The sequence below is a fragment of the Streptomyces sp. NPDC020965 genome, from assembly GCF_044333555.1.
GTDB lineage: Bacteria > Actinomycetota > Actinomycetes > Streptomycetales > Streptomycetaceae > Streptomyces.
Window position 1 is genome coordinate 460,305 of the sequence record NZ_JBIRRE010000004.1, and the last position, 13,192, is coordinate 473,496.

Below are 13,192 nucleotides of genomic sequence, written 5' to 3' on the forward strand. Positions count from 1 at the left end.
CCTGTGCGCCCGACGCGCCGCGGGCGGGCGGCGCTATATGCGCGACACGCCCTGGCGCAGTTCGCCGAGGGCCGTTCCCAGCGCCGCCAGCGCCTCCGCCACCTGGGGCAGTTCCAGCGGATCCGGCGCGTCGAGGGACTCCTCGCGCTGCTCCGGGGTGGCGCCCAGCAGCGGTGCCGTCGCCAGCCGTACCCGTAGCGCGCCCAGCTCGTCCCCGAACCGGTGGCCCCCGGGCACGGGCGTCCCCAGCCGTTCCGTCAGGTACTCCTCCAGCTCCATGGAGTCGCTCACGCCCCGCTCGGCCAGCCCGGCGCGGAGCGGGCCGAGGTCGGCGTAGAGGTGACGGCCGGCCTGCGGCGGGCGGGCGAGCCCCCCGGCGGCGAGCACCGTGTGGTGGACGGCGGCGGCGACCCGGCCGTGCAGTGCCGCCGCCCGTTCCGTACGGCGGGCGACCGGGCCCGGTTCGTCCAGGGCGTACGCGGCGGCGGCCGCGACGGGCTCCGCGACGACGGCGCCGAGCGCGGTCAGCAGGTCGAGCGTCCGGGCCCGGCGGGCCACGCTCTCCCCGGTCGGTGGGAAACGGGCGACGGCCACCGGCCAGGACGACGGCAGCAGGGCGCCGGCCAGATCGCTGACGACGGTGACGTCGTCGGGGCACATCTCGGCCGGGCTGAGCAGCACGGTGTCGTGCGGCCGGTGCAGCGTGTCACGCCAGGTCTCGTCGCTGATGATGTGCAGCCCCTCGCCGACGGCCGCCTCGCACGCCTCCCGCAGGGTTTCCGGCGGCGCGACGGTCGCCGTGGGGTCGTCGGCGACGGAGAGCAGCAGCAGCCGGGGATCACCGCCCTCGGCGCGCACCCGCCGGACGGTCTCCAGCAGGGCGTACGGGTCGGGGACGCCGCCGCACTCAGCCGGGGTGGGCACCCGGTAGGCGGGATGGCCGAGCAGCCTGGCCTGGAGCGCCCAGCCGGCCGGGCAGGGCCGGGGCATCAGCACGTCCCCGCCGTAGGCGCCGATCAGGGCGGAGAGCAGGGGCTGCGGCCCGGAGGCGGCGACGACCTCGTCGGCCCGGCTGGTCAGCCCGCGCCGCCACCAGTAGCCGCAGGCCGCCTCCCGGAGCAGTGGGCCGCCGCCGGGCGGTTCGCCCCGGGCCGAGCGGGCGGCGCCGGCGACGACGTCGGCGAGGTCTTCGAGGACGGGGAGGCCCGGTTCGGGCGCGGCCGGCCCGTGGTGGACGGTCCCCCGGCCGTCGGACGCGGTTCCTCGCATCGCGCCACCTCCCGCTCTCCGGAGCACACCGGCCCCCGCACCCGCCACGAGTACCGGCCCGCGATCCCCCGCGATCCCTTTATACGGAAGTTCCCGCGCCGCCGCCCGGTGCGCCGGGTCAGGCGACGGTGACCGGGTGGCGGACCACGGCGTCGAAGAGGTAGCCCTGGGTGTTGTGGACCGTCCGGGCCGGCTGGGTGTTGCCCGCGAGGTCGGTGGTGCGGGCCAGTAGTTCGGCCGGGCCGGTTTCGCGTGGGCGCCACTCCGCCGTCCAGCGGACCCAGCCGTCCCGCCGGGGGGTGTCGCAGAGCCGGGCGGGGCGCCAGCTCACCCCGCCGTCGGTACTGAACCCGACCTCGCGCACCGGCGCGGCGGCGGACCAGGCGCGGCCGGTCAGCCGGTGGGTCCTGCCCGCCTCCAGAGTGGCGCCGAGGGGCAGTTCCAGCGCGCTCTTGAGGGTCTGCCGGCCGAGGGGCTCGCTGCCGCCCGGCGGATACGCGCTGCCGAAGAGCCGGTAGAAGCGGGTGTTCCACGGCGATGTGAGGGGGGTGTCGCTGACCTCGATGTCGCCGACCCATTTGATGGACGCGATCCCGATCCAGGACGGGACGACGACCCGGACCGGGAAGCCGTGGTCGTACGGGAGGGGCTCGCCGTTCATCTCGTACGCCAGGATCACGTCGTCCAGGGCCTTGGCCACGGGCAGCGGGCGGCGCACCCTGCCGTGGTTCACCCCGTCGCCGATGAATTCGTCGTCCAGGCCGCGCGGCATCACGTCCACGGCGGAGGCGGAGATCCCGGCGCGGTGCAGTACGTCGCGCAGGCGCACCCCGCGCCAGCGGGCGGCGCCGATGGCGCCGAGGGTCCAGGAGGTGCCGCTGACGGGCTCGCGCTGCTGGGAGGCGAAGAAGGAGCGCCCATTGCCCGCGCACTCGATCACGGCGGTCCGGGTGACGGAGGGCAACGAGCGGAGCTGCTCGTAGCTGAACCGGACCGGGAGGCGACCGCGCAGTCCGCTGCCCCAGACGGTCAGGCTCCAGTCGCGTTCGCTGATCCTGGGGGTGGAGGTGTGGTTGCGGACGAAGAAGCGGTCGGCGGGGGTGAGCGGACCGGTGGGGCGCAGCGCGGTGAAGTTGGTCTCGGCGTTGGTGCCCCGGATGGTGAACAGCTCGGGTGGTAGTGGTTTGACGATTCCCGGCGCGGATCTCGGCGCGATTCCCGGGGCGGACGGCGGGGTGGACGCGGGAGCGGTGCCCGGCGCGGATCCGGTGCCGGGGGCGGGGGCGGTGCGGGCGGTCGCTCGGGCCGGTGGGGCGGCGGCGAACGGGATCGCGGTGGCCGCGGGAGCGGCGGCGAGCAGCTTCAGCAGCGTACGGCGACCGGGAGCGGCGGCGGGCGCAGCGGGCATCGGGGCCTCCTGGCGGGGGTGGGTCGTGCGGGCGGGGGCCCCGGGCCGGAGGTCGACGGCGGCGGCGGGGCGCGGCCCGAACGGACGGCCGGGGCACGGCGGTTGCCCCGGGGTCGAGCTTGTCCGCGATCGTAACGGCGGCGCGCGGCGCGCGGGCAGGGCGCGCGGACCTGTTCATCAAGCGGAAATCACACCTGTTCGCCGGGGGTGCGGCGGGGCTCGGCACGCGCTGCTCCGACCACCCGGGAAGCCCGATATATCCGAATGGGCGCCCGGCTGCGTGGCAGCCCTCCGCACGGGGTACCCGCGTCTCATGTCAGCTACGTATGCACACGGGAATCCGCACCGGCGTTCGGCGGTGGCCGGGCTGCTCGGCCGGTGGGACCGGAGCGTCTTCGACGCCGTCGCCACCCATGAGTGGCCCGGCGCCGAGCCGGTGCTGCCACGGCTGAGCCGTAGCGCCAATCACGGCCTGCTCTGGTTCGGTGTGGCCGCCGGGGTCGCCGTGCTCGGGCGGGGCGCCCGGTCGCGGCGGGCCGCGGTGCGTGGTGTGGCGTCGCTGGCGGCGGCGTCCGCCGCGATCAACACCGTGGGCAAGCGGTCGGTGCGCAGGGCGCGTCCGCTGCTCGACGCCGTACCGGTGATACGGCAGCTCAAGCGGCAGCCGTTCACCACGTCCTTCCCGTCGGGGCACGCCGCGTCGGCGGCGGCGTTCGCGACCGGGGTCGCCCTGGAGTCGAAGGGCTGGGGCGCGGTGGTCGCGCCGGTGGCCGCCTCGGTCGCGTTCTCGCGGGTGTACACCGGCGTGCACTATCCGAGCGATGTGCTGGCGGGCGCGGCCCTCGGGGTGATCGCGGCGTTCGCGGTGCGCGGTCTGTCGCCGACGAGATCGCAGTTCCCGGCGCCGACCTTCCCGCGTGCGGAGGCTCCCGAGCTGCCGCACGGGGAGGGTCTGGTGATCGTGGTGAACCAGCGGGCCGGGTCGGCGGACTCGGCGGCGCTGGTGCGGGAGGCGCTGCCGCTGGCGGAGATCGTGGAGTGCGGTCCCGGCGAACTGGGCCCGGCGGCGGAGAAGGCGGCGGAGCGCTGCCTGGCGCTCGGTGTCATCGGTGGCGACGGCACGATCAACCGGGTGGCGGCGGTCGCCGCTGGACGGAAGGTCCCGCTGGCGGTGTTCCCCGGGGGCACGTTCAACCACTTCGCCTACGACCTGGGCATCGAGACGTACCAGGACACCTGCCGGGCCCTCGCCGGCGGCGAGGCGGTCCAGGTGGACCTGGGGCGTTTCACCCCGGGCCCGGCCGACGCCGACGGCCGCCCCGGGCTCTTCCTCAACACCTTCAGCCTGGGGGTCTATCCGGAGCTGGTGAACATTCGGGAGCACTGGTCCCCGCGCATCGGGAGCTGGCCCGCCGGTGTGCTCGCGGCGGTACGGGTGCTGCGGCGGGGCCGCCCGCTGGACGCGGAGGTCGACGGTCGCCGGCATCCGCTGTGGCTGCTGTTCGCCGGGAACGGGATCTACCAGCGGATGGGCCCCACGCCCGGCCACCGCCAGGACCTGGCGGACGGTCTGCTGGACGTCCGGGTGGTGCACGGCGGTCGGTGGCCCGGTCTGCGGCTGGTGGCGGCGGCGCTCGCGGGGCCGCTGAGCCGGTCGCCGGTCCACGCGGCCCGGCAGTTGCACCGGATCCGGATCACCGGCCTGGCGCCCGGTACCCCACTGGCGTACGACGGCGAAGTGGGCGAGGCGCCCCCGGAGCTACTGGTGGAGAAGGAGGCCGGGGCGCTGACGGTCTACCGCCCCCGCGTCCTGCGCTGACCGTGGCACGGCTCCGCCTCATGTCCGTATCTCAAGACGGGGGTCTCACCATGCGGTCCACGACCGTAGGGTGGGCCCATCGTCGACACGGATCTGAGAGGGAGCCCTCCCATGCGCGAGGAGACCGCCGTCTACACGCACGGACACCATGAGTCGGTACTGCGCTCGCACACCTGGCGGACGGTCGCCAACTCCGCCGCGTACCTCGTCGGCGAACTGACGCCCGGCGCGCGGATCCTCGACATCGGCTGCGGCCCGGGGACGATCACCGCCGATCTGGCCGCGCTGGTCCCCGATGGCCGGGTCACCGGCGTGGACCGGGCGCCGGACATCGTCGACCGGGCCAGGGCGCACGCCCGCGAACGCGGCCTCGGCAACACCGACTTCGCCGTGGCCGACGCCAACGCCCTGCACTTCCCCGACGATTCCTTCGACGTCGTCCACGCCCACCAGGTGCTCCAGCATCTGGGCGACCCCGTGCACGCACTCCGCGAAATGCGGCGCGTCTGCCGCCCCGGCGGGGTCGTCGCCGTCCGGGACGCCGACTACGGCGCGTTCACCTGGTTCCCGGAGCGGCCGGTCCTGGACGAATGGCTCCAGTTGTACGAGCGGGTGGCGCGGGCGAACGGCGGCGAACCCGACGCCGGGCGGCGGCTGCTCTCCTGGGCCCGGAGCGCGGGTTTCACCGACATCACCGCCACCACCAGCAACTGGTGCTACGCCACACCGGACGAACGCGCCTGGTGGAGCGGCCTGTGGGCGGAGCGCACGACCGCATCCGGGTACGCACAACTGGCGGTCGACGGCGGGCACGCGACGGCGGAGCGGCTGGCCGGGATCGCGGCGGGCTGGCGGGAGTGGGGCGCCGTTGACGACGCCTGGTTCATAGTGCCCCACGGTGAACTCCTCTGCCGGGTCTGACCCCTTCCGGGCCTGGGCCGACACGGGCAGGGGCAGGGCGGGCAAGAGGACGGCCGGATCGGGTCGGCGGGTCGGGTCGTGGGCGGGGGCGGGGAGCCCGGCCCGACGCCACGACCGCGTACGACGCCCCCGCCCACCTCGCACACCGCCCCCGCCCACCGCCGCAGGCACCTCACACGGTCGGGCTGTCCGCCGCTCGCCGGAACGGATTCCGTCGCCCGCCACGGCCAACTAGGCTCCCCTCCATGGAGATCCTGGGAACCACGCTGCGCATCTGCGTCGACGATCTGGAGGCCGCCACGGCCTTCTACGAGCAGCTCACCGGAAGCACCCCCCTGCGCTTCGAACGCGGCGGTGTCTCCGTCGCCGCAGTGGGCTGCTTCCTGCTGATGAGCGGTCCGGAAGCGGAGTTGGACGTGCTGCGCAAGGTCACGGCGACGATCGCCGTGCAGGACGTGACAGACGCGTACGCCACCCTCTCAGCGGGCGGCGCACAGATCGTCGCGGGCCCGATTCCGACTCCGGCCGGCCGCAATCTGATCGCCGTGCACCCGGACGGGTCGGTCTTCGAGTACGTGGACACCAAGATCACCGTCTGACGGACCCCCCGGCCGACGGACCCCCGGGCCGACGGACCCCGGGCCGGCCGGAGCCCGTGGCTTCAGCCGGTGAGCAGATCCAGGGCCCGGTCCACATCCTCCTCCGAGGTGGAGATGTGGAACGAGCAGCGCAGCCGGCCGGCCCGTACGGCGGCGACGACATCGTGCGCCGCCAGGCGTTCGGCGGTGCCGTCGGGGACCTCCAGCGAGACGATCGCGGAGTCTCCCGGCGCCAGCCCGAGCCCGGCCCGGAACCGGTTGGCCAGGGCGACATTGTGCTCATGGATCAGCGGCACGCCCAAGCCGTCGAGGAATTCCAGGGCCGGCGCCTGCCCCGCCCAGGAGTTCCAGGCGGGCGAGAGATCGTGTCGCCGCGCGTCGGCGGCGAGCCGCAGCGGGGCCCCGTAGATGCTGTCCCAGACGTCCTGGCCCGCGTACCATCCGGCCGCCACCGGAGGCAGTTCGGCCAGGGCCTCGTCGGTCCCGGCGAGAAAGCCCGTGCCCCTGGGGCCGAGCAGCCATTTGTAACCGCCGCAGACCAGCAGGTCGATACGGTCGGCCGGGATCGGCAGCCAGCCGACGGCCTGCGTGGCGTCGACGAGCACGCGGGCACCGTGCACCGCCGCCGCGTCCAGCAGTCGGTCGAGGGGGGCGATGGCGCCGTCGGCCGACTGGACCGCCGAGACCGCCACCAGATCGGTACCGGGCCGCACCTCGTCGACGACCCGCTCCAGCGGGACGGAACGGACGGTCACCCCCCGCTCCTGGGCGACGAGGAACGGAAAGAGCAGCGAGGTGAAGTCGCCGTCCACCACCAGCACTTCGGCGCCCTGCGCCAGCGAGGCCGCGACCACGCCGACCGACTGGGAGACCTGGGAGCCGATCGCCACCCGACTGGCGGGCAGGCCGATCAGCCGGCTGAAGGCGGCCCGGGAACGGGCGATGGCCGCGTCCACTCCGACGATGTCCAGCCGCCCGAGCGCCCGAGCGTGTTCGGCCGCCAGCGCGGCCTCGTGCGCGGCGCGCGGTGGCAGTCCGTAGGAAGCGGTGTTGAGGTAGCAGACCTGGTGCGAGAAGTGGTCCCTGGGTGAGTCCATGGAGGAAGCGTGCGGGAAGACGCGAGCCGGGGCAATCCAAGGCGTTCCGCCCGCCACTCCAAGGAATCCTTATAACGCCGCTCCACGGAATCCCGATAAAGAACCCCAATGACGCGTCGGACCCGGGCCTCCCGCCTCCCCGGCCCCCGAGTGCCGAACGGAAGGGCGTCCGGGGGGCCGAGGCCCACGCCTGCGGGCACGGCAAGGCGTGTTGCGAAGTAACGCCGTCCGCCCGCAGGACCGGGCCTGCGACGTCCGGTGCGTGGGGCCTCCGCAGGCCCACGGGCCGAGGCGTGACGCCTCCCCAAGCCCCACAGGCCGAGGTATGGGGTCTCCCCAAGCCCCACAGGGCCTAGGTCGTGTCTTCAAAGTCCCGTCTGTCTGCCGTGCCCTGGCCCGCACGCCCCCTGGGCCCTGCGGGCCTGGGGGACCCCCCACCCTGCGTTGTCGTCAGTCGCCAATACACCGCATTGACTCTCCCCCAGCCTCCGGCCGGGAGGTGCCCCCATCCTCCGCCTTGGGATCCGTCCCCTCGGCCCCTGCGGGCCTGGGGAGACCCCACGCTTCGGCCCTGTGGGGCCTGGGGAGATCCCATGCACCAGACCCCGCCAGACCCGCCCTCCGGGCGGGCGACGCTACTGTGAAGACACTCCCTAGGGAACGCATCGCAAGGCGGTGGAGGCTCCCCGGTGAAGCCAGGGGGAGATCGTCCTCGTACTGGACCTACTCCGACAACACAGCGAGGGGGCGCCTCCCGCGCCCCCAGGGCGGAGGAGGAGTGCGTGCCGGGGGTCGCGGGCCAGGGGGACTTTCGCGACACACATTAGGACGCGGGGCGCATCCGGTACTCGTACGCCTCCGGCAGCGGATCGTCCGTCAGCTCCGTCCACACCTCGTTGAGGATCTCTGCTCCCTCCCGGAGGTCCGCGACCTCGAACCCCGCGTCGAAGACCGCCCGCGCCTCCTCCCGGTTCCCCTCGGCCAGCAGCAGCCTGGCGTGGATCAGCCGGAACCGGCCGCGCGCCTGGACGGCCGGGCGGAGCCGGGCCCAGACCGAGCGGGCGTCGGCCGCGCGGCCCGCCGTCAGCAGTGCGTCGATGGCCTCCCGGCCCAGGGCGGCGGTGGCCGCCGTCCAGACCTCGCCGTCGTCACGGCGCTCCTGGCAGAGGTCGTCGAACGCCTCCAGATACCGGACGGCGGCCCGCTCGCCATTGCCGCCCTCCTCGTCGGCGACGGCCAGGCAGCGCAGCAGCGGCCAGCGGGACGGCGCGAGCCCGAGGCCGCGCTCCCAGCTCCGTACGGCCTGGGCGAGATCACCGGCGTGCCACTGGGCGATCCCGAGGTGGTACTCGGTGAGCGGGTCGGCGGGCGCGGTCTCCAGCATGTCCCGCCAGTGCGGGGCGACCAGTGACGCCCCCGGCGGGGCGACCCGGCGTGGCTCGGGGAGCACCCCATTGGCCAACAGCTCACGCCAGGGTTCCTGCTCGTCCCCGAGGGTCGATTCGGCGAAGGGGGTGCCGGGCAGGTCGAACCCGGCGCGCAGCACTTCGAGGGCGCCCCAGCCGGAGCCGGTGGCGAGGGTGCGGACCGGTTCGGCGTCGGCGTACGGCAGCCACGCGGCGTAGGCCGCGTCCACCGCCTCCCGGGGCAACGCGGCGGCGAGCCGGGACTCGACCTCGGCGCGGGCCGCGGCCCAGTTGGCGCCGTGCACCGTGCCGGAGTCGGCGGCCAGCGGCCCGTACGACTCCAGCCAGCTGAACGCCTCGCCCGCGTCGAGGCGCACATGCTCCAGTTGGGTACGGGCTATCCCCGCCTGGATCTCGGCGTAGCCGACGGTGTCCGGTTCGGTGAGCCAGCGCTGCCAGCGCCGGCCACCCCGTCCCGATCCCCAGGTGAAGAGCTTGCGCCCGCGCAGCGCGTCGGTGGAGGTCTGGACGAGGCCGCGCCCGTCCGCGTCCAGGGCGGCGATCCACTTCCGGGCGTCCGGGGACACTTCGTAGAAGTAGTCGGCGGGGTAGTCGCCGTGCAGCGGGTAGGTCCGGTCCTCGCCCCGGTAGTCGGGGACTGGGATCCGGTTCAGGGTGCGTTCGTAGCCGTAGTGCCACGCCTCGTCGGCGGGGGCGATGATCCGGGTCCGCTCATGCTCCTCGACGGCGATGTTGGACCACCAGTAGACCGGTACCGTCCGTTCGTGCGGATTGCGGATCCGGACGCCGACGTGCAGGAAGTCGGAGTCGGCGGGCAGCCAGAGATCGACCTGGAACGGCAGGTCCCGCAGCCGTTCCCACTCCCAGAGCCGGACCATCTCGCCGCCGTCGGGGGCGGGCACGATCGCGGCGTGCAGGGGGGCCACGGAGAGCGTGGTGTGGCCGGTGGCGCCGATGTTCCACTCGATGCCACCGGAGTACCAGGCGCCGTTGAGCGCGAAGTCGGCGGGCTGGAAGACGGGGTTGCGGTAGAGGAGTTCCCGGCCGGTGGGCTTGTGGTGGAGCGAGTGGATACGGCCGCCGAGGCCCGGGAGGACGGTGGCGCGGAGCCGTTCGTTCTCGATCACGATCGCGTCGAAGCCGGTGGGGACCCGGTCCCGGCCGTATCCGTCGAGGACTCGTACGGGCAACAGGGTGCGCAGCGGCTCGTAGCCGATCTGCCGTGCCATCTCGCGCGGCAGATCCCTCTTGGCGCGCTCGTCTAGCTCGTCGAAGGAGTGCGTTTCGCCGAGGGGGCGCAGGGCGGGCAACGGATTGGCCGGGCCCACCGGGGCCGCGGGCAGGGTCAGTACGGTACGCCGCACGGTGGTGGCCAAGGCAACCTCACTTCGCTCACGTCCCTCGGGACGGGCCGGCCGGCTCCGGTGCCGCGGCCCGATGACCATGGAACAGTGTCAGCGCCGTGCCGAACAGGGGTTCCGGGCGTCAGTCTTCGGCAAAGTCCCCCGCCTGAGGTGGTGAGACGCCCGCCCGACGAAGCCGCGGAAGGCAGGCGCGGGCCTGGTGGTGCCCCCGGGTACACCGACCGTCAGCCGGTCACCATCTCGCTGGTGATCGCCCAGCGCTCGTGGTCGCGCCAGGCGCCGTCGATGAAGAGGAAGTCGGGCGAGAAGCCCTCCAGCCGGAATCCGGCGCCGCGCACGAGTCCGATCGAGGCCGCGTTCCCCGGCTGGATGTTGGCCTCCAACCGGTGCAGGCCGAGCGGGCCGAAGGCGTGGCGCAGCACCAGGGCGAGGCCCTCGCGCATCAGTCCGCGGCCAGTGGCGTGCGCGAAGGCGCCGTAGCCGATCGCCCCGCAGCGGAAGCCGCCCGCGACGATGTTGTTGATGGTGATGAAGCCGGCGATCCGGTCGGCCCGCTGGTGTTCGCAGAGGAGGAATCCGGTCTTCGCGGGGTCCTCGATGAGCTTCGCCGCGTAGGCGGCGTACTCCTGGGTGGTGAGGGGCGGGAAGAGCCAGGGCCGGTGGTGGGCGACGCTCTGCCGGGCCGCCGCCGTGAACGCGTCGCCGTCGTCGTGAGTGAAGGGGCGGATCGCGATCCGCGGCCCACTGGCGAGCGGCGCGGGGCCGGGCACAGCGGGATCCGGCACAGTGGACTCCGGCACAGTGGACTCCGGCGTGGCGAGGAAAGGCGTGGCGGGGGGAGGCGTGGCGGACTCGGGCATCCGGTGAGGCTATCCGTCGCCCTCGGCGGGGGGCTCAGCGAGGCCGGCGACGGCGGAAGAAGTAGCCTCCGCACAGTGCGCCGACGACGAACATCGCGAGCAGGGCCAGGTAGAGCGGCATGGTGACCTCAGGGATCAGCAGCCGGATCCTGACCTCCCGGGTGTTCTCGAAGATGAAGATCACGGCCAGGACCGTGATCAGCAGGACCACGATCCGCCCGGGCGTGAACCACTCCCGGAGGCCGTCCCGCCCCCCTCTCGACCCATCGTTCGCTCTCATGGCACCAGGATGGACGGCGGTCCCCTCCCGGGTGCGATGGAGCGGGCCGTACGGGTGAGAGCCGGCGCCCCGACGGATACCGACCAACCCCGGATCGACCTCGACCAACCCCGACCAACACCGACAGGCATCGGCCACACCGACACACATTCACCACTCTTGTCTGACAAGCTGGGGATGGATTTCCCAGCCGAGGAGGAGCCATGGCAGTCAGCGGGCAGCAGCGCAGGCCGGTCGTCGTCCTGTACGAGCGGATCGCCGACGCCCTGCGCGACGGCACCTATCCGCCAGGCTCGACCCTGCCGTCGGAGCCCCGTCTCGCGACCGAGCTGGGGGTGAGCAGGCCCGCGCTCCGGGAGGCGCTGCTCCTGCTCCAGGAGGACGGACTCCTCTCCGTACGGCGCGGGGTCGGGCGGACCGTCAACGACAGCCCCCCGCAGCGCGGCTACGAGCGGCTGCGGCCGTTGGAGGAGTTGCTGTCGAACGGTGCGCAGCAGGGGGCGGTTCGGGTCCGTCCCCTGCTGCGCACCGTCGAAGAGCCGACCGACTTCACCACACAGCAGCTACTCGCACCGGCCGGGGCGGAGCTGCGATTCTGGGAGTCAGTGCTGGCCGGAGCGGGTGTGGCGGCGGCGCTCAGCCAGGAGTGGGCGGCGCCCGACGACGTCCTGGAACGGGCCCATCCGGCGTTCGCCGACGCCCTGCGGTCCCCCGGCGCGCCCGGCGGTTCGATGCTCGCGGTACTGGTGGGGGCCTCCGTCGGCGTACCGCTGACCGGCCACGGCGGGGTGACCGCGACCCTGCTGGGGCAGCGGCGCGGGGAGCAGTTGGACCGCGCCCCGGACACCCCGGCGGTCCTGGTCACCCAGGTGGTCCGGGTCGGGGACACCCCGGTCCTGGCGGCCAAGCAGATGCTGCCGACGGGAGCGCCCGCGCTACCCGTGCTCCAGTCGAACTGAGGCCCCCTGCTCGGCACCGTACCGACCCCCGCTGACCTCGCCGGCCGCACGAGACGGGCGTCACGGCACCCCGATCGCGGGTGCCGTACACTCCCGGCGTATGCACTTGTCTGACATCCTCCGCGCGCCCAAGGTCGTCCTTCACGACCACCTCGACGGCGGCCTGCGCCCCGCGACGATCATCGAACTGGCCCGCGATTACGGCTATCGCGACCTCCCCACCGAGGACCCGGCCGCGCTGGCGGTCTGGTTCCGGGACGCGGCGGACTCGGGCTCGCTGGAGCGCTATCTGGAGACCTTCGCGCACACCTGCGCCGTGATGCAGACGGCCGAGGCGCTGGAGCGCATCGCCGCCGAGTGCGCCGAGGACCTGGCTGCCGACGGTGTGGTCTACGCGGAGGTGCGATACGCCCCCGAACAGCATCTGGAGCGCGGGCTGAGCCTCGACGAGGTGGTGGCCGCGGTGAACGCGGGCTTCCGTGCCGGCGAGCGCCGCGCGGGTGGCCGGATCACGGTCCGCGCGCTGCTCACCGGGATGCGGCACACCGACCGCTCCCTGGAGATAGCCGAGCTGACCGTCGCCCACCGCGACGGCGGGGTGGCCGGCTTCGACATCGCGGGCGGCGAGATCGGCAATCCGCCCGCCCGCCACCTGCCCGCCTTCCAGCACCTGAAGCGGCACAACTGCCACTTCACGATCCACGCGGGCGAGGCCGTGGGCGCGGAGTCGATCCATGAGGCGGTGCAGATCTGCGGCGCCGAGCGGATCGGGCACGGGGTGCGCATCACCGACGACATCACCGTCCATGACGACGGCACGGCCACCCTGGGCGGGCTCGCCTCCTACCTCAGGGACAACCGGATCGCCCTGGAGGTCTGCCCGACCTCCAACCTGCAGACCGGCGCGGCCAAGGACTACGCCTCGCACCCCATCGACCTGCTGCGCCGGCTCGGCTTCCGGGTCACCCTCAACACGGACAACCGGCTGGTCTCCGGCACCTCGATGAGCCAGGAGTTCCAGCACCTGGTGACGGCGTTCGGCTACGGCCCGGAGGTCTTCGAGGAGTTCACGGTCGCCGCGCTGGAGTCGGCGTTCCTACCGCTGCCGGAGCGCCGGCGACTGATCGACGAGGTCGTCCGGCCGGGGTACGCGGCGCTGCGCGCCGTCTGACCAGCGACCGGGCGGGCG

General features: G+C 73.8%; 11 protein-coding genes. 5 read left to right on the plus strand and 6 right to left on the minus strand.

The genetic code is table 11. The features are described 5' to 3' along the window. Nucleotides 1-33: 33 nt before the first annotated feature. Nucleotides 34-1,269: an aminotransferase class I/II-fold pyridoxal phosphate-dependent enzyme gene (locus tag ACH4S7_RS15815; protein ID WP_398521729.1), complete on the minus strand. Its 1,236-nt coding sequence runs from the start codon at nt 1,267-1,269 to the stop codon at nt 34-36. Between the two features lie 118 nt (nt 1,270-1,387). Further along, entirely contained in the window at nt 1,388-2,677 is a 1,290-nt protein-coding gene (locus ACH4S7_RS15820; protein WP_398521730.1) for a sulfite oxidase, read from the minus strand. Between the two features lie 313 nt (nt 2,678-2,990). Here ACH4S7_RS15820 and ACH4S7_RS15825 point away from each other — a divergent pair, with 313 nt between their 5' ends. The 3 genes from ACH4S7_RS15825 to ACH4S7_RS15835 all read left to right on the plus strand — a co-directional run bounded on the left by ACH4S7_RS15825 (nt 2,991) and on the right by ACH4S7_RS15835 (nt 6,016). Further along, nucleotides 2,991-4,496, plus strand: coding sequence for a bifunctional phosphatase PAP2/diacylglycerol kinase family protein (locus ACH4S7_RS15825; RefSeq protein WP_398521731.1), 1,506 nt, complete (start codon nt 2,991-2,993; stop codon nt 4,494-4,496). 111 nt (nt 4,497-4,607) lie between these two features. Further along, nucleotides 4,608-5,417, plus strand: coding sequence for a methyltransferase domain-containing protein (locus ACH4S7_RS15830; RefSeq protein WP_398521732.1), 810 nt, complete (start codon nt 4,608-4,610; stop codon nt 5,415-5,417). A gap of 245 nt (nt 5,418-5,662) precedes the next feature. Then, nucleotides 5,663-6,016 (plus strand): VOC family protein, encoded by a 354-nt coding sequence (locus tag ACH4S7_RS15835; protein ID WP_398521733.1) that lies wholly within the window; start codon nt 5,663-5,665, stop codon nt 6,014-6,016. Nucleotides 6,017-6,078: 62 nt separating this feature from the next. On the opposite strand, the gene ACH4S7_RS15840 is transcribed toward ACH4S7_RS15835, so the two are convergent. The 4 genes from ACH4S7_RS15840 to ACH4S7_RS15855 all read right to left on the minus strand — a co-directional run bounded on the left by ACH4S7_RS15840 (nt 6,079) and on the right by ACH4S7_RS15855 (nt 11,044). After that, complete coding sequence (locus ACH4S7_RS15840; RefSeq protein ID WP_398521734.1) at nt 6,079-7,113, minus strand: aminotransferase class V-fold PLP-dependent enzyme; 1,035 nt, start codon at nt 7,111-7,113, stop codon at nt 6,079-6,081. A gap of 823 nt (nt 7,114-7,936) precedes the next feature. After that, nucleotides 7,937-9,916 carry a DUF5107 domain-containing protein gene (locus ACH4S7_RS15845; protein WP_398521735.1) on the minus strand — a complete coding sequence of 660 codons (1,980 nt, stop codon included), beginning with the start codon at nt 9,914-9,916 and terminating at the stop codon, nt 7,937-7,939. 212 nt (nt 9,917-10,128) lie between these two features. Then, a complete protein-coding gene (locus ACH4S7_RS15850; RefSeq protein ID WP_398521736.1) occupies nt 10,129-10,764 on the minus strand; it encodes a GNAT family N-acetyltransferase in 636 nt (211 codons plus the stop codon). 34 nt (nt 10,765-10,798) lie between these two features. Next, nucleotides 10,799-11,044 (minus strand): lipopolysaccharide assembly protein LapA domain-containing protein, encoded by a 246-nt coding sequence (locus tag ACH4S7_RS15855; RefSeq protein WP_398521737.1) that lies wholly within the window; start codon nt 11,042-11,044, stop codon nt 10,799-10,801. Between the two features lie 203 nt (nt 11,045-11,247). Between ACH4S7_RS15855 and ACH4S7_RS15860 the strand changes: the two genes are divergently transcribed. Together ACH4S7_RS15860 and ACH4S7_RS15865 are read left to right on the plus strand one after the other, a co-directional pair. After that, on the plus strand, nt 11,248-12,003 hold the full coding sequence (locus tag ACH4S7_RS15860; RefSeq protein ID WP_398521738.1) for a GntR family transcriptional regulator: 756 nt from the start codon (nt 11,248-11,250) through the stop codon (nt 12,001-12,003). Nucleotides 12,004-12,103: 100 nt separating this feature from the next. Beyond that, the gene (locus ACH4S7_RS15865; protein ID WP_398521739.1) at nt 12,104-13,174 is read left to right on the plus strand and encodes an adenosine deaminase; all 1,071 of its coding nucleotides are present in this window, start codon (nt 12,104-12,106) and stop codon (nt 13,172-13,174) included. Nucleotides 13,175-13,192: the final 18 nt, after the last annotated feature.